Below are 15,594 nucleotides of genomic sequence, written 5' to 3' on the forward strand. Positions count from 1 at the left end.
GGCCGCACGAGGTCCTTCGTGCGTGACGACGAAGGAATGGTCACCGGCACGCACCTTTGGGGTTCCATAACCCTGTCACCGGTTCTGACCAGTAGTTTTACGCTGCCCGTTCGTACTCGTTGATCAAGCCTCCGAGCACCTGCTGTCGCTTGATCCGCTGCGAGCTTAGGTCTGCCACGGCGTGGTTCGGCCGTGGTGGGCGAAGCCCGCGGGAACGATGCGGCCGCCGTCCGTTGTAGTGCCGGACGTACTCGGCGGGCACGGCGCGCAGATGCCGCTCGCCCAGGATTAACATGCGGTCGGTGAGCTCGGTTCTGGCTGTGAGTACAAACCGCTCGGCATAGCAGTTCGCTCGCGGACAACGCGGAGGGATCTTTACCGTCTCGATGCCCACGTCAGCCAGGACCGCGTCACACGAGGTCATGAACTGGCCAGCCCGCTCGCGGATGAGAACCCTGAAGTTGTCGACTCGATCGCCGAGATCCATCACGAGGTTGCGGATCTGCTGGGTGGTCCACCTGCCGTCCGGGTTTGTTGTCGTGCCCAGGATATGGACGTAGCGGCTGCCGACCTCCAGCACGAAGAACACGTAAATTCTTCTGAGGGTGAGCGCACAGTCGACGTGGAAGAAGTCGCAGGCCAGCATCGTCGAGGCCTGTGTGCGCAGGAACTGCCGCCAGGTCGTGTCGGTGTGCCGGGTCGGGCGCGGGAGGTATGCGTGCCCGCTTCAGGATCCGCCGGATCGTCGAGGCACCGACCCGGTGTCCGAGCTTAAGCAGCTCACCCTGAATCCTCTTGTAGCCCCAACGGTGGTTCTTCCTGGCCATCCGTTCGATCAGCCCGGTGATCGCCTCGTCGACGGGCGGACGCCCGTGCCGGTGTGGATAGGTCCACTTCGCGGATACCAGTCGACGGTGCCAGCGCAGGAGCGTGCCAGGGGTAACCAGCCGGTGTGTTCGCAACGTCTTGGGCAACAGGCGGACCAACGCCGCGAAAACAGCCCGGTCGGGCCAGTCAAGGCGAGGTTTCGGGTTGCTTCTGCGCAGCACGGCGACCTCGTGGCGGAGCACCAGCAACTCGACGTCCTTCGACTCGGACGAGCGCCCAAGCAACACCAGCAGACCCACCAGCGGGAGGAAGATCAGATAGAGCAGGCGCAACGCCATGGCAGCCGATCATGTCCCACCCACCGAACGCCCCCCATCGCCGCAGGTCGGATCCGTGAACCGACTTCTGGAACCCCACAGGCCCCCGACGACCCGAAGATCACCCGTACCGATGAGGCTACGAAAGGAATAGACCAAGCGGGGGAATTCATCCCGCAGTAACCAGCCTGGCGAAGAAGTCACATAGTCGCCGTAACTCTTATTACGCCCAAACGAGACAAACACACCAGAGGCTGGACCAGGGTTCGCACCCGGCCGGGAATCACCAGCCCATATGGCGCAGCCGGCCAAGGATCACTTCCACGGCTTCGGCCGGGCTGAGCCGAGTGGTGTCGATGTGGACCTCCGAGTCTTCCGGCGGCTCGTACGGGGAGCCAATACCCGTGAAGTCCGGGAGCAGGCCGGCGCGAGCCTTCCGGTAGAGACCCTTCGGATCCCTTTCCTCCGCCACCTCCAGTGGCGTGTCAACGAAGACCTCACAGAACTCGCCGGGCTCCAGCAAGCCTCGGGAAAGCGCCCGATCGGAGCGAAACGGCGAGATGAACGACACCAGCACCACCAGGCCCGCGTCCACCATCAGCTTGGCGACCTCGGCCACCCTGCGGATGTTCTCGCTCCTGTCGTCGTCGCTGAAGCCCAGGTCCCGGTTCAGGCCAAGCCGGACGTTGTCCCCGTCGAGCAGGTACGTGTGCTTGCCCGACGCGTGGAGGCGCTGTTCGAGCAGGTTCGCGACGGTCGACTTGCCCGCGCCCGAAAGCCCCGTGAACCATACGACGCCAGGAGAGTGGCCATTGCGCGTCCTCCTCAGCCTTTTGTCGACCTCCAGCACCTGCCACAGGACGTCCGCCGGCGCAGGCCCGCCCCTGTTCACCAGCCCGGCGGCCGGGCCGTCGTGGTCGAATCGTTCCAGCACGAGGAACCTCCGGTGTCACGGTTCGCTTCGTACGCCTCGAACGCCACCGTTCGATGCGTCGCTATTTCACATTCCCCCAGATCGTTGGAGCCCGGCGTGTCCGCCGGGAGGCGCTCGTGGGTATCGAGCTCCACCGCGTGCCGGATCGCCGTCACCGTGCCGGGGACGGTGGACGTACCGATTCCAGTCCTCGGACGGCCGGAAGAACCGGGTGACCCGGGTGACCCGGGACTCGCGACCGCTTGGCAGTGCACGTACCCGTTCGCCGTGGCGGATCGTTCCGCCTGCGATCAGGACCCTGTAGCCGCGGAAGTCGGGGTTGGGCCGGTTCACCGGCATCGCGGCAGCTCCATCAGGCGGTCGCGGTCGAGCGGACTGGGGCGACGATCGAGCCTCGCCGAGAGGAGCCGGGCGGCTTCCTCCGCGCGCTCGGCCGAAATCAGGGCGTAGAGCAGGGTTTCCTCGACGACTTCGCGTTGCGCCAGGCTGCCGCCCACCGCGCCGAGGGCCGAACACGCCGATTCCAGCTCGGAAATCGCCGTCGCCCACCGCTGTTCGAGCACCGCGACCATACCCGCGCACGCCGGGGCGATCGCCCGCCGGTAGGTGACGGACTCGTGCACCGCCGCGTAGCGCCGTAGACGCCGCAGCGCGTCGACGTCGTGGGCCGCGGCCAGTGCCACCGCCGCGTGCAGAGCCGCGAACGACGTTGGCGGCCGCGTCAGCCAGTCCGGCGGCGCAACGTCGAGCACGCGCCGAGCGTGCCCGACCGTCCACCGCCGGGTGATGGCGCACCGCCAGATGAGCGATCCCGAATCGACCAGGGCACGTGGACCGGTGACCCGGCCGGGGGCCAGCTGACGTGCATACCGGCTGAGTACCGCCGCGCCGTCACCCAGCATCAGCTCGTGCAGTGCGGCGTGCCATGCGAAATGTGCCCGGCCGGTGGCTTCGCCGGACCAGTCCCGGATCCAGCCGTCGAGCCATGTCAGTCCTTCCCGGTGCATTCCGTTCTCGTAGAGAACGTGCGTGCGGGCGTGCACCGCGTGCCCGGACGCCGGCTGCTCGGCCAAGGCGGCCGCGGCCAGCGACTCGGCCTCGTCCCAGCGTCCCTGTTCCTGCCGGACGAACGCCAGCTGGCCGCGGTACCACCAATCACCGCCGAACGTCCGGCCCAGCCGCTCGATCAGGGCCCACGACTGTTCGCTGTGCGTCAGCCCGCCGAAGGCGATGGTCGGCACCGCGACACTGATCGCGAGAGCGTCCCTCGGGAACTCCCCGATGTACTTCAACAGCGCCGCGCCTCGCGTCGAAGGACAAGCGATCCGCTCGGCCACCGCCGCGACGAATGCTCGTTCCCGTTCGTCACCGCGAACGGCGTCGAGCGCGAACCGCAACCTCTGTCCCAGCCGGACACCTGCATCCGACTCGTACTCCAGAAGCGCGATCGCCGCATGGGCGAGTCCGAAGCCGGGGTCGGCTTCGGTCGCCGCGGTCATCCGTTCGATGGCGCCGTCGCGCCCCAGTAACACGCGGTCGAGGCCCTCGTTGAACGCCTCAGCGGCTTCCGCTCCGGTACTCAGCGCCAGACCGTACCGGTCGCGCGGCCGAGGCCGCCTCCGCATGTCCACAAAGGATAGAATTTCCGCGGCGAGCAGCCCGGCCTGCTCCCGGATCTCCGGGATCGCCGTTGTCTCCCACAGTTCCCCGATGCGCAACGATCCAAGAGTCCATAGTGGATGATTGGACAGCCTGCCGTCTTCGCCTGTGCCGAGGCCGAATCCGTGCGGGCCCGGCACGGCCAATGCGCTGTTCAGCAGGGACTCGAGCAGGGGGTCACGCACGTCTCGCAAGCTCGTCCGCGGACCAGTGCAGTTCACCACCGCGCCGACCCGCAGGCGTCGGCCGTCAGTGAACGTCACATCGATCCCGTCCTCCTCGGCGACGGCGTCGAGGACTTCCGCTCGGCGAATCCGCAGCCGCCCGGCGGCTCGGACGTCCCGCAGCCGGTCGGCGACCGCGGGCGGCATCCGGTGCCGACGCACGTCCCAGTACCGCAGGTAGGTGCTGAGGAACCGTTCCTGATCTGCGCGCGGAAGATTTCGCCAGGTGGCTGCCGTGTGCGGGCGCAGGCTGTCGACTGCGGCGCGCCAGCCGCGTCCGTCTCGCAGGCACGCTCGGATATGTCCGGTCACCGTGCGATGCAGGCTGTTCAGCCCGTCGCGGCCGTTCAGCCCGGCCAGCCGGACTGCGGGAGCGGGTGTTGCCACGTGGCGCCGCGGAAGCAGACCGTGCCGCGACACGGCGGTGATCGCCCGGTCGGGCCGGTCGAGTGCGAGCGCCATGTCCGCCATGGTCAGCCCAGTACCGACGAGCAGTACGTCAGTGTCACCCGGAACGCGGTCGAGAGCGCCCGGCGCCCACGGGTCACGGACGAACCGTGGAGAGGAGCGCAAGCCTTCCGGCGCCCAGTCGCAACTGGGAGGGAAAACCCCGAGCGCGAGCACCGCGGCGTCTGCCCGCAGCACATTGCCCGACGACAGGGTCAGCTCGACACCGTTCGGCACCCGGACGCCGACGACGCGATCTCGTACGCGCCGCAGCCGGGCAGACCTGGAACTACGCACCGCAGTGGTGAGGGCTTCGCCGAGGTAGCGGCCGAACAGTGTGCGCGGCAGGTAGTCGCCGGTCGCGGCGCCGGCCCAGCGGGCGAAGTGGCCCGGATCGCCGTCCAGCGCATCCAGCTTGCCCGCCGGGACGTTGAGCAGGTGATCGGCACAGCCGGTCGAGTAGGCGACACCGCGGCCCACGTCTTCGGCGGGGTCGATGAGCAGGACTTCGATCGGCTTCGTCGCCTCTGTCAACAGCCGGATCGCGGTGAGCGTGCCCGAGGCCCCTGCGCCGACAATCGCTATCCGTGGTGCGCTGTGCTCCATTCGAACCCCCCGATAATCTACTAAATCGGTAGACTTTATCGACTATTCCGGCGATGGTAGCTCCAGTGCCTTGATGAGGAAAGTTTCTGTCGGCGAGGATGATTGAGACATGCGAGTGACAGCGAAAGTCGAGTACGCCATCCGCGCTTGCGTGCAACTCGCCGCGGACGAGGATGACGGCTCGGCGACGGCGGCACAGCTCGCGGACAAGCAGGGCATCCCGCACAAATTCCTGCACGCGGTGTTGACAGACCTCAAACGCGCCCGGCTCGTCCACAGCGTGCGCGGCCCGGATGGCGGCTACACACTTGCCCGGCCCGCCACCGCGATCAGCATCGCAGACATCTTCCGTGCCATCGACGGCCCGATGCTGACCGTGCGCGATCAAGGCCTATCGGACCTGCACTATACCGGCCCTGCAGGGCCCCTGCTGGAGCTGTGGATGGCCACCCGGACGAGCCTGCGTGACGTCTTCGAGAAGACGACACTCGCCGACGTCGTCGCCAACGATCTGCCTGCCGCGGTCACCGAACTGGCTTCCAGGTACCGCGAGGACCGTCGCCACCCGTGACCACCGCACTCGCCGAGCATCGCCGTCCGGTTGTGCGCAACCGTTCATCAAATGGTGTCAAATGGCATCAAATGGACGACAGCGCAGCAGGTCCGCCACCGGTTCAGGGTTGACATAGCTCGTCGTCGGGATGTTAAACTCCAACTACTATTCAGCAACAAACCCACATGGTCCAATCGTATTTGTAGCGACCTGGTTTTCTGTGCACCTTGACTGTCCCGAACTGTTCACAACAGCCGGAGGGACGTCTGGCGAGGGGGGCGAATTCAATCCAGGGGGAACACTTTGGGGACCGCGCCACGACGTGCACCACGCATGCACGACGACTAGGCGGACCCGGGGCTGATTTGGAGGTCGACGAGCTCCCCATGGAGGTCGTCAGCATCGCGCAACTGGTCGTCGCCGACACGCCACGCACCGGCGGCGAGGATCCTGAGCACGTCCGGACGTTGGCCGGAACGTCCGCCGCTCTCCCACCGATCCTCGTTCACCGCGCCACGATGAGAGTGATCGACGGTGCCCACCGCCTGCGCGCGGCATTGTTGCGCAACGAGCGGCAGATCACAGTCCGGTACTTCAACGGCTCCGAGGACGACGCGTTCCTGCTGGCCGTCAGGCTCAATGTCGTGCACGGCCTGCCGCTGACACGAGCGGATCGCAACTCGGCCGCGGAACGGATTCTACGCACCCACCCGAACTGGTCCAACCGCGCCATAGCGGCAGTTTCCGGACTCTCCGACAAAACGATCGGCGCCATCCGGCGACGGGCAAGTGCGGAACTTCCGCACTTGACGTGCCGGGTCGGCCAGGACGGGCGGATCCGGCCTGACGACGCCGCCGCCGGACGGCTGCGTGCGGCGGCGGCCATCGCGGACTGCCCCGACATGCCGGTGCACGAGATCGCCGAGTCTGCCGGGATCTCGGAAACGACGGCGCGGGACGTCCGAGATCGCTTGCGGAGCGGCCTCAGCCCTGTACCGTCCCGATCGGCGGGTACGGCCGGAACGGATCCGGTCGCCGAGAGCCCGGCTCGCCAGGACGAGAACCAAAAGGTGAGCGGTCAGCTGCCGGCCAGCCTGCGCCTGCTGCGAAATGATCCATCGTTGCGGCACAACGAGACCGGACGAATGGTGCTCCGGCTGCTCGACACCAACATCGTCATCGCCACCGATCGGGAAAAGCTCATCGACGGGGTGCCGATGCACTGCGTCGAAGCAGTGGCGCGAGCGGCCGCCCAATACGCGCTGGATTGGCAGCGGTTCGCCGAGCAACTGGAAAACCGCGGCCGGACTTTGGATTGACGAGTAACGAACCGGCTACGATAATTGAAGGCTCCGAGTGCTCGATAGCACTCCCGATGACGGCAGACTCACTTCACGTGGTTTCTGACGAAAGGGCCTCATCATGCCTATTCCACTATTGGAAGTCCGCCTCACCGAGGACGACATTCTGCGCGCACTCCACACGGACGTCACGACTGCCCTGACCAGCACTCCCAAACGAATTCACCCACGGTGGCGCTGGGACTCACGGGGAAGCGAGCTCTACGAACTCATCAACGAGACGCCGGAGTACTTCTCCTACCGGACCGAGCGCGCACTGCTGCAGTCGATCGCGCCCGAACTCGCCGGCCTCGCAACTGTTGACACTCTCATCGAACTCGGCTCCGGCCTCTCGGAGAAAACTCAGATCATCTTCGATGCATACTCGAAAGAGTACGGCGACGTCGAACACTTCATCCCGCTGGACGTCTCGATATCCGCACTTCGGCAGGCATTGACAGCGTTGTCCAACCGGTACCCGAACATGGCGATCCACGGTTTGGTCGCGGATTTCAACAGTGATCTCGAGTCGGCATGCGAACTCGGTGGCGATCGACGGATGTTGCTTTTCCTCGGCGGCACCGTGGGCAACCTCACCCCGCCGGAGCGCGAACATTTCTTCGGCTCATTGCGCGCCGGACTCCGCCCTGGCGATTACTTTTTGCTCGGTTCCCACCTGATCACCGACATCCCGCGTATGGAGGCCGCCTACGCCGACAGTTCGGGGTTGTGCACCGAGTTCAACCGCAACATCCTGCGCATGCTCAACACTCGTCTGGATGCCGACTTCGATCCGGAAGCCTTCGAACACGTTGCACGGTGGAACGACGCCGAGGGGCGTATCGAAGTGTTTCTCGAGGCCAGCCGGCCGATGGACGTACACGTGCGCGGTCTGGAGCTGCGGACCTCGTTCGCGAAGGGCGAGTGGTTCCAGACCGACGTGTCCGCGAAGTTCGGCTCCGGAGCAATGGCCACCGAGCTGAGTACAGCAGGATTCGAGATCACGCGCGAGTGGGTCGACGACGAGCACCTGCATTCACTGTTGTTGGCGCGCAAGCCGCTCTGATGAAGGAAGGCAGCACCCAGTGACGACCGCGCGCTTACGCACCGACCGCTACGACCGAGCCCGGCACGGTGTCCACAACTTCGCCCGGCCGGACGTCCTGGCCGATCCCACGAGGTACGTTGACGCCCTGGCCGAGCTGGACTCCGTTTTCTACGACGAAGTCGGCCGCATGTGGGTCTGCACCGGCTACGAGGAAGCGGTCCAGATACTCACCAGGCACCGGACGTTCTCCTCGGTACGGGGAGCGCCCCGCGAAGAGCGGGCCCGCCGGGGCCCGCGAGGCGGCCAGCGGATGCTGCAGATGGTCACAGATCAAGCGCTGTTCTCCGACCCTCCGGAGCACACCGAACTCCGCGGGCTCATGCACGACTACTTCACCCGGGCCCGGGTGCGTGCCCACGACGGGCTCCTGGGACGCATCGTCGAGTCGGCGCTGAACCGGCTGCCCGAGACGGGTCAAGTCGACCTCGTCTCCGAGTTCGCGGGTCGAATGTCGGTGGCGCTCGGGGGCGAGCTCCTGGGGCTGGGTGATCGCCAGGATGAGCTGACGGCATGGGCCGACGCCTACGGCACCCTGCTGGGAAGCTTGTCGAGCCTGCCGGACGTCCGCGACACCGGAGTGATCCCGGTGCTCGAGCAGGCGCTCACCGCCCTCCGCGCTGAGGTGTCCACCCGCATGGACGAATCAGAACCGCGCGACCTGCTCGGGCACATGGCAACGGGAATGTGCGCGGCGGCCGCCTCCGCGGCCGACGTGGACCGGCGGCTGGACATCGTCGCGGCGAACGGCGTGTTGCTGGTCGGCGGCGGGTACCAGACTCTTTCCCACCTCGTTTCCACCGGCCTGGTCCTGCTGGCTCGGCATCCCGGTCAACGGGACAAGCTGATCGCTGACCGCTCGTTGATCGACAGCGCGGTCGACGAGTTCATGCGATTGGACGGCTCGAGCCAGTACCTCGCGCGTCGAGTCACCGAAGACACCGTCGTCGGCGGAAAGCAGCTGTCGGCGGGCCAGACCGTGCTGGTCCACGTGGCCGCGGCGAACCTCGATCCGACGCGCTTTGCGGAACCGCGCAAACTGGACATCGAACGCCGGAGCAACAAACACCTGGGCTTCAGCGCGGGCCGGCACTACTGCATCGGTGCGCCCTATGCCGAGCGACTGGCCCAGAAGGCGATTCTCGGCTTCCTCGACCGATACCCGGACTACGAGGTGAACGAGGACGTCGACGAAGCGTGGAGTGGGCACCCCAATACGCGGTGCCGGGTCCGGTGCCCCGTCATCGTTTCGTTCCGCCCGGCGGATCCTCCGACACAGGAGCCGGCGTTTCCGGGCAGCAAACCGGATTCGGCGCTGCCGGCACCGAGCGACTGGAACCACACCGCCACACCGCTCGGACCACTGCGGTGCTGGCACGAGCACGTCGAACGGCATGCCGCGCACTCTCCCGATCAGATCGCCGTGCTGACATCCGCCGGGCGGCAGTACACCTATGGAGACATCGACCGGCGGGCCAATGCCGTCGCCCACCACCTGCGGAGCCTCGGCATCGAGCCCGGCACGGTGGTGGGCATCGGGATGGAACGCTCGGTCGACCTGGTCATCGCTGTCCTGGCCGTCGCGAAAGCCGGAGCGGCCTTCCTGCTCTTCGAGACCACCGCACCGGCCGAGCGGGTCCGCATGACGCTCGACGACGCAGGCGCGCGCTGGGTGCTGGCCGACACTGCCCCGCGCGACGCCGAGACGGCTCGGTGGGAAACCGATGGACGACGTACCGTGCTGGGCATTCCCGACGGCACCGCCGAGCGTGCGCCTCAATCCGGGGTCGGGCCAGGCGACGCCGCGTACGTGGTGTGCACCAGCGGGACCACCGGACGGCCGAAAGCGATCGCCATAACCCATGACGGCTTGGTGAACCTGCATGTCGCGCAGAGACAGGTCGTGCGACTGCACTCGGCGGACCGAGTCCTGCAGTTCTTCTCCCTGAACTTCGACGGCTGCATCTGGGACCTTTCCCTTGCCCTGATGAGCGGCGCGACGCTGGTTGTCGCCCCGCTCGCGGAGCTCGCCCCCGGACCCGGCCTGGTCCGGCTCGCCGCCCGAACCGCCGTCACGGTGATGACACTGACCCCGAGTGTTTGGGACGCGCTTCCGGTGGATGATCTGCCTGCACTTCGCGTCGCGGCCGCCGCGGGCGAGGTCCTGCCGCCATCGGTGGTCAGTCGCTGGCGCCGAGCCGGGCGGCGCTTCCTCAATCTGTACGGTCCGGCCGAGGCCGCGGTCTGGACAACCTGGCACGAGTGCACCGACGAGGCCGGCTATCCGATCGGGCGGCCGGTGGCGAACAAACGCGTTCACGTCCTTGACGAGTCCGGCGAACCGGTACCGGTAGGCACAAGCGGAGAGCTCTGTATCGGAGGTTTCGGACTCGGCCGCTACCTGGGGCGGCCCGAGCTGATGGAGGAGCGGTTCCTGCCCGACAGATTCGGCCCCGAACCGGGGCGGCTGCTTTATCGCACCGGCGACATTTGCCGCTGGCTTCCCTCCGGAGAACTGGAGTTCGTGGGCCGGCGAGATCGTCAGGTCAAGATCCGGGGACAGCGCGTGGAACTGGATGAGGTGGAGGCGTTGCTCAGCACGGTCGAAGGCGTGCGCTCGGCGATGGTCCGCATGGTCGGCGGTGCGCTTCACGCGACCGTCGCCAGCACGACCGTCGACGAGCCGACCGTACGAGCCCGGCTCGCGCAGCTGCTTCACAGCGGGATGACGCCGCAGTCCATCACGATAGTGCCTGAACTGCCGCGAGATGGCGCAGGTAAAACGGATCGCCGCGGGACAGATGCGCTTGCTGTTCCGCCCGCGGCGTCACCCCTGGAACCGATGCCCGAGACGCGGTTGCTGCCGCTGCCCGAGCAGACCGGATCGTGCGAGGAGCGGGAACGGACAACCACCGTATGGCGCGCAGCGAAGCTGTTCGCGTTCGCACTCGACATCCCGCAGGCGGAGGTGCGGACCGAGTCCGACTTCTTTTCCCTCGGCGGAGACTCCTTGTCCACCGCGACGTTGCTCGGCCAAATCGAGGAGAAGTTCCATGTCGCAGTGGAGACGAACGACTTCCTCCTCGAGCCGACCCCAGTGGGGGTCGCGTCGCTAGTCGACCGGGGACGGGCCGATGACTGATCCCGGAACGGGCAAGGCCGCTCCCGCCGTTCGAGTCCACCACGAGTCAGCGTCGAATCAGCCGGAAGTGGTTCTTGTGCACGGCACCATGGACCGGTCGGCCAGCTTCGGCCCGGTGCTGCGGCAGCTGACCGATCGACGGGCGGTGACCTACGATCGTCGCGGGTGGGGGCGCTCGCGTTCATCCGGCGGCGGCACCATCCAGTTGAACGACCATGTGCAGGACCTGCTCTCGGTGCTCGAGTCCGCCGCCGAACCACCGGTCCTGGCCGCACACAGCTTCGGCGGGATCATCGCGCTGTGCGCGGCGGCACGCCGTCCGGCCTCGGTGCGCGCGGTGGTCGCCTACGAGCCGCCCGTCCGGTGGCTGCCTTGGTGGCCCGTCGAGGCGCCCTGGGAACGGGTGGTCAGGGAGGCGACGCCACAGGGGCCGGCCGCTGTGGCGACTGCCATGTTCACTGCCGTTACCGGGCGTCCTCCTGGTCCGGATCAACAGCGCCCCGGGGAGCTGGAGGCCAACGGCCGCTCGCTGCTGGCCGAGATGGGAGATCCGTCCCTCGCCGAGATCTATTTCGACCTCGATCGACTGGCCGGACTGCGGGTCGTCGTCGGCGCGGGGAGCGAATCGCAACCGCACCACATCGAGGTTGCGCGCCGTCTGGCCTTGCTGCTGGATCGTGGTGTGTTCGTGGAGCTGCCCGGTGCGGGCCACAGCGCGCACGTAACACACCCCGAGCTTTTCGCCCGATTGATCGAAACTACTCGGTAGACCCGGACGCCTAGATGTGATGTCCAGGGACGCTGCGGTCGGTCATCCCCGGCCACGCCTTCGGTGCGGTAACGGTTGGCCCACTTGCGGGCGGTCCTGGCCGCGACCATGAACATCTTTGCCGCTTCGGCGTAGGTCCAGCCCTGCTCGACGATCAGCCGGGTCAGCCGAAGCCGGGTTCGTGGAGTCGGGGCGGCGTTAGGGTGGGACACGAAGGCCTCCGGACAGGTGACGTGGTTCCTCGACGGCTTCACTTCACAACCGGAGGCCTTCACCTGTCACCACGACAGGCCGTCACCGTCCCCAACCCGGGACAACCTCCCCGAACATCACACCTAGAGGACCCCGTCGTGCGCCCATGCGGCCAGCTCGGGGCCGACGAGTTGCGCCACTCGATCGCGGTAGCGGCGCAGCCCGGCGTCGTCGAGCAGGTCCCGCCACTGACCGCTGGTGCCGGCGTGGAAGAAGTTCCGGTGGTCGTGCCAGATGCCGTTTTCGACGTGCGGCGTGAGTTTGTCCGCACGACGTTTCATTGCGGAGAACGTTCCGGCGGCCGAGTACTCGGCGATCCGCTCGTCGGTGACGTCGATCCCGAGGATGCCGGCGAGCCGCCGGAGCTGACCGGGGAGATCGGCCAGGAGATCGCTGTAGTGGAACAGCGCGAAATTGGGGTCCGTGCGGTGGTCCCACACCGTCTGCAGCTGTGTCATGACGTCGACCAAGGTGAACTGCGCCCCGCCGGCGTCACCTTCGGCCCATGCCCAGAAGCGTTCGGCGGGATCGGCCGACGACAGGGCGGGCTGGTCGAATTCCGTCACGCCGTCGGACCCCACTGCCGCGGACCGGGCCTTCAGAAAGGCTTCATCGTCCGAATTGGCGACGTGATTGTCCATGGAGATGGCAACGTCGCGGGGGTCTCGTGCCACACAGACATAGGTGGCGCGGGGTTCGAGCGGGATTCCGTCGAGGGGGGTGTGAGTCTTGATGATCCGGCGGTGGCGTTGTGCCTCCAACGCGGCGAGCGTGTCTTCGACGGCGGCGGTCTGCATGTCGAGATAGGGTGAGATCTGCGTCAAGGGCCGGTCGAACTCGATGGTGTCCAGCACCAACATCGCACACAGTGTCTGCATCCAAGTGGTCCCGCTCTTGGGGGGCGTACAGATCACGATGTCGTCGTCACGGTAACGAAATCCGGCCCAGCGCGCACTGTCGGAAACGAGATTCCGGTAGCGTTTCAGTTCGGTCACAAACTGAATCGTCTCATGAACGGCCACATTTATCGACCGGCCTCATCTCACGGAGTTCCCAGCAGAACAGCGGGTCGATGGAACCTGTCGAGAACGAGGGCCACGCTCACCAGGACGATGGCGGCGCCGCCGATCGCCAAGGCGATACCGGCATTGTCGAAACCGATGGCACCGGCAACCGCCGCGCCTGCGGCCGACAAGGTGATTTTCAAAGCACCCATGGCAACAAAAACCTGTGCCCTGCCCTTGACCGGCGAGTATGTGGTCCGGGCAGCCAGCGTGGCCACGAAGAACGGTCCACTGAGGAATCCGGCCAACGCAAACATGATCGACACCACACCGAAGTTCGGCACCACACCACAGACGATGAAAGCAACCCCGGTGCACCCCGCGTAAAGGATTGTGTTTCGATCCGGTTCTCCCCTGAACGGCACGACGCTCGTGAAGACCGATCCGGCGAGGCTGCCCACTCCGTAAACCGCCACGAGCACTGCCCCGCTCCCGGCGTCGCCGCGCAGCTGGGTTCCCCGGCCCACGGCGAGGATCGCCAGCGAACCCACGACGAAGGAAATCATCATCATGGCCACCATTGCCCGACGAAGTCCACCTGTGCGTACGACATGTGCGAGAACCTGTCGTATCCCCAGTGCCGCCCCGGACGATGGGCCGCCCTCTCCGGCGACCGTGGGCAGCATCTTCATCAATACTCCGGCGACCACGGCGCTACCGGAGAGTGCCAGTACGGCGATCAGAGGCGTGCTCGTGGTCGCGATGCTCGCGACAATGGCCGGACCCGCACTTCCAGCAACCCCGTAGGTGAGCGCGTCCAGGCCTTGGGCGCGGCGCTGAATGGACGTTTCCCGGGGAACCATCAGACTCAGTTGACTGCTCAACCCCGCCGTCAAGACGGGGCCGCAGACACCCGCCACCACGACGAACCCGAGGGAAACAGCAAGCGGAACCCGGCCGATGGACAACGCCGCGGCCGCAAGCGCAGCGCCGTAGCCGACGCAACAAGCCGCGATGAACGGCCGTCCGTCGCCACCCCGGTCCAGCCGGCGCGCAAGAACCGGCCCGACGAGGTGCGGCAGAGTGAGGCAGATGGTGAACAGGCCCGCGTCGATTCCACCACGACCCGACGCGGCGACCAGCAGGACCAAACCGACAGATGCGCCCGCGTCGGGAACGCGTGCGGCCGCCGCAGCCGCGACGTAGCGCACAAGGCGCGTTGCGACGTCAGACCGATCCCCGATGAGTGCCACGGAGCCACTATCCAGCCTACCTGACATCATGAAAAGTTAGGTGTTGTACTCTTATGCGGTAGAATTACTGAATGCCACTCGATCCACGCAGGCTCCTGCTCCTACGAGCCGTCCAGCACACCGGCAGCGTGCTCGCGGCAGCACGCGCACTTCATCTGACTCCCTCCGGCGTCTCGCAGCACATCACCAAACTCGAGAACGAAGCCGGCCTCGCACTCGTCGACCGGGACCATCGCGGCGGCGGACGCACGATCCGGCTCACGCCGGCGGGCAACGCCCTCGCCGACTACGCAGACGGCATCGCCCAGGCGCTGACGGTGGCCGAACGGGGCATCGCCCGGCTCCGCGACAGCCCCGCCGCGCCGCTCCGGATCGGCGGCTTCTCCGTCGCATTGAGTGAACTCGCAGTTCCGGTCGCGATGCGCATGGCGGCCGGTGACCCGACGATCGACCCGCGCGTCTACGAGGTTTCAGCCGCCGAGGGCGAACGCATGCTCGCCGACGGCGACTTGGACCTGCTCCTCACCGAACACGGCGCCGAAGACAGCTCCGAACGCCCGCTCAACCTCGTGGAAGTCGCTGTCATGCGCGATCCACTCGAAATCATCGTGCCCCGAACCTGGCCCGCCGACCTCGACTTGAAGATGCTGCTCGCGCGCCCGTGGATCACGACATCGTTCCGCCTGGCGACCCGGAGGCACCTGGAACGGCTCTGCCGCGAACACAGCATCGAGCTCGACGCGCACGACATCGGCGCCGGATCGGCACCGACGCTGCTCGCCCTCGTTGCGAACGGGGTCGGCGCAACGATCATCCCCACCCTGGCACTCCAGCAGAACCCATCCCCGAATGTACGAATCAGCAAAGCCATCACGGACCCCGGCGCCCGCGAACTCGTCGGCGTGCACCGCGAGGACGCCCCGGCACCAGTCACAAAACTCGTCACAGAACTCAGGCGCTACGCCACCGAAGAGCTGCAAGCCGGATACCGGCCCGCGCACACCTGACGACCCGATCAACGGCGGCCGGACTTGAAGCCGCAGCTTCTCAAAGGGAGAAACCCCGCCGAGCATCGGAATGCCTCAAACGAGTGACACAGAATCTCCCCCGTTACCGAACGTCCACGCCGCGGGGCCGATACCCTTCCGGTAGGGTAGAAAG

General features: G+C 66.6%; 12 protein-coding genes and 1 pseudogene. 6 read left to right on the top strand and 7 right to left on the bottom strand.

Annotated elements, in window-relative coordinates; translation table 11 throughout:
• Positions 1-97: 97 nt before the first annotated feature.
• The 4 genes from CF165_RS48045 to CF165_RS48060 all read right to left on the bottom strand — a co-directional run bounded on the left by CF165_RS48045 (position 98) and on the right by CF165_RS48060 (position 5,015).
• Positions 98-589 (bottom strand): integrase core domain-containing protein, encoded by a 492-nt coding sequence (locus CF165_RS48045; RefSeq protein ID WP_240522188.1) that lies wholly within the window; start codon positions 587-589, stop codon positions 98-100.
• An 839-nt stretch (positions 590-1,428) separates the two neighbouring features.
• Complete coding sequence (gene cysC, locus CF165_RS48055; protein ID WP_093954291.1) at positions 1,429-2,079, bottom strand: adenylyl-sulfate kinase; 651 nt, start codon at positions 2,077-2,079, stop codon at positions 1,429-1,431.
• Positions 2,034-2,333 (bottom strand): elongation factor 1-alpha C-terminal domain-related protein, encoded by a 300-nt coding sequence (locus CF165_RS54185; RefSeq protein WP_439098560.1) that lies wholly within the window; start codon positions 2,331-2,333, stop codon positions 2,034-2,036. Before CF165_RS54185 ends, cysC begins: the two co-directional genes overlap by 46 nt.
• Positions 2,334-2,408: 75 nt before the next feature.
• Positions 2,409-5,015, bottom strand: a complete 2,607-nt coding sequence (locus tag CF165_RS48060; protein ID WP_205661225.1) for an FAD/NAD(P)-binding protein — start codon at positions 5,013-5,015, stop codon at positions 2,409-2,411.
• 109 nt (positions 5,016-5,124) lie between these two features.
• On the opposite strand from CF165_RS48060, the gene CF165_RS48065 reads away from it, so the two are divergent.
• The 5 genes from CF165_RS48065 to CF165_RS48085 all read left to right on the top strand — a co-directional run bounded on the left by CF165_RS48065 (position 5,125) and on the right by CF165_RS48085 (position 11,924).
• Complete coding sequence (locus tag CF165_RS48065) at positions 5,125-5,586, top strand: RrF2 family transcriptional regulator (RefSeq protein ID WP_093954292.1); 462 nt, start codon at positions 5,125-5,127, stop codon at positions 5,584-5,586.
• 368 nt (positions 5,587-5,954) lie between these two features.
• Complete coding sequence (locus CF165_RS48070) at positions 5,955-6,887, top strand: ParB/RepB/Spo0J family partition protein (protein WP_093954293.1); 933 nt, start codon at positions 5,955-5,957, stop codon at positions 6,885-6,887.
• 103 nt (positions 6,888-6,990) lie between these two features.
• Entirely contained in the window at positions 6,991-7,974 is a 984-nt protein-coding gene (locus tag CF165_RS48075) for an L-histidine N(alpha)-methyltransferase (RefSeq protein WP_093954294.1), read from the top strand.
• Positions 7,975-7,993: 19 nt separating this feature from the next.
• The gene (locus tag CF165_RS48080; protein WP_093954295.1) at positions 7,994-11,155 is read left to right on the top strand and encodes an amino acid adenylation domain-containing protein; all 3,162 of its coding nucleotides are present in this window, start codon (positions 7,994-7,996) and stop codon (positions 11,153-11,155) included.
• A complete protein-coding gene (locus CF165_RS48085) occupies positions 11,148-11,924 on the top strand; it encodes an alpha/beta fold hydrolase (RefSeq protein WP_093954296.1) in 777 nt (258 codons plus the stop codon). Before CF165_RS48080 ends, CF165_RS48085 begins: the two co-directional genes overlap by 8 nt.
• Before the next feature lie 26 nt (positions 11,925-11,950).
• Here CF165_RS48085 and CF165_RS48090 read toward each other — a convergent pair.
• The 3 genes and pseudogenes from CF165_RS48090 to CF165_RS48100 all read right to left on the bottom strand — a co-directional run.
• Positions 11,951-12,136: pseudogene (locus tag CF165_RS48090) on the bottom strand (helix-turn-helix domain-containing protein); the annotation flags it as partial.
• 123 nt (positions 12,137-12,259) lie between these two features.
• Positions 12,260-13,171, bottom strand: coding sequence for a sulfotransferase domain-containing protein (locus CF165_RS48095; protein ID WP_158226964.1), 912 nt, complete (start codon positions 13,169-13,171; stop codon positions 12,260-12,262).
• Positions 13,172-13,218: 47 nt separating this feature from the next.
• Positions 13,219-14,433, bottom strand: a complete 1,215-nt coding sequence (locus tag CF165_RS48100; RefSeq protein ID WP_093954298.1) for an MFS transporter — start codon at positions 14,431-14,433, stop codon at positions 13,219-13,221.
• A gap of 71 nt (positions 14,434-14,504) precedes the next feature.
• On the opposite strand from CF165_RS48100, the gene CF165_RS48105 reads away from it, so the two are divergent.
• Complete coding sequence (locus CF165_RS48105; protein WP_093954299.1) at positions 14,505-15,440, top strand: LysR family transcriptional regulator; 936 nt, start codon at positions 14,505-14,507, stop codon at positions 15,438-15,440.
• Positions 15,441-15,594: the final 154 nt, after the last annotated feature.

Source organism: Amycolatopsis vastitatis (assembly GCF_002234595.1).
GTDB classification, from domain to species: domain Bacteria; phylum Actinomycetota; class Actinomycetes; order Mycobacteriales; family Pseudonocardiaceae; genus Amycolatopsis; species Amycolatopsis vastitatis.

Bases quoted from the DNA above. Each gene is read 5' to 3' on its own strand.
- CF165_RS48060 (WP_205661225.1), bottom strand. From the start codon at position 5,015: ATGGAGCACAGCGCACCACGGATAGCGATTGTCGGCGCAGGGGCCTCG.
- CF165_RS48065 (WP_093954292.1), top strand. From the start codon at position 5,125: ATGCGAGTGACAGCGAAAGTCGAGTACGCCATCCGCGCTTGCGTGCAA.
- CF165_RS48070 (WP_093954293.1), top strand. From the start codon at position 5,955: ATGGAGGTCGTCAGCATCGCGCAACTGGTCGTCGCCGACACGCCACGC.
- CF165_RS48075 (WP_093954294.1), top strand. From the start codon at position 6,991: ATGCCTATTCCACTATTGGAAGTCCGCCTCACCGAGGACGACATTCTG.
- CF165_RS48085 (WP_093954296.1), top strand. From the start codon at position 11,148: ATGACTGATCCCGGAACGGGCAAGGCCGCTCCCGCCGTTCGAGTCCAC.
- CF165_RS48105 (WP_093954299.1), top strand. From the start codon at position 14,505: ATGCCACTCGATCCACGCAGGCTCCTGCTCCTACGAGCCGTCCAGCAC.